Annotated in this window: 1 pseudogene; it reads left to right on the forward strand. The window is 40.8% G+C overall.

The features are described from left to right. Window positions 1–40: 40 nt before the first annotated feature. Window positions 41–590: pseudogene (locus tag QQK43_RS23805) on the forward strand (DNA-directed RNA polymerase subunit beta'); the annotation flags it as partial.

Genomic DNA, 590 nt, shown 5'->3' on the forward strand with positions numbered 1-590 from the left:
GAATTTTCGGATAACAGATCCTTCTAATCCAGTCTATCTAATGTCTTTTTCAGGAGCTAGAGGAAATGCATCGCAGGTACACCAATTAGTAGGTATGCGAGGATTAATGGCGGATCCTCAAGGACAAATGATTGATTTACCTATTCAAAGCAATTTACGCGAGGGACTTTCTTTGACAGAATATATAATTTCCTGCTACGGAGCCCGCAAAGGGGTTGTAGATACTGCTGTACGAACGGCGGATGCTGGATATCTTACACGTAGACTTGTTGAAGTAGTTCAACATATTATTGTGCGTAGAAGAGATTGTGGTACTATCCAAGCTATTTCTGTGAGTCCTCAAAATGGGATGACGGAAAAACTTTTTGTACAAACATTAATTGGTCGTGTATTAGCAAACGATATATATATCGGTTCACGGTGCATTGCCACTCGAAATCAAGATATTGGAATTGGGTTAGTCAATCGATTCATAACCGCCTTTCGAGCACAACCAATATATATTAGAACCCCCTTTACTTGCCGGAGCACATCTTGGATCTGTCAATTATGTTATGGTCGGAGTTCCACTCATGGCGATCTGGTCGAAT

Source organism: Hydrogenophaga electricum (genome assembly GCF_030160815.1).
Lineage (GTDB): Bacteria > Pseudomonadota > Gammaproteobacteria > Burkholderiales > Burkholderiaceae_C > Hydrogenophaga > Hydrogenophaga electricum.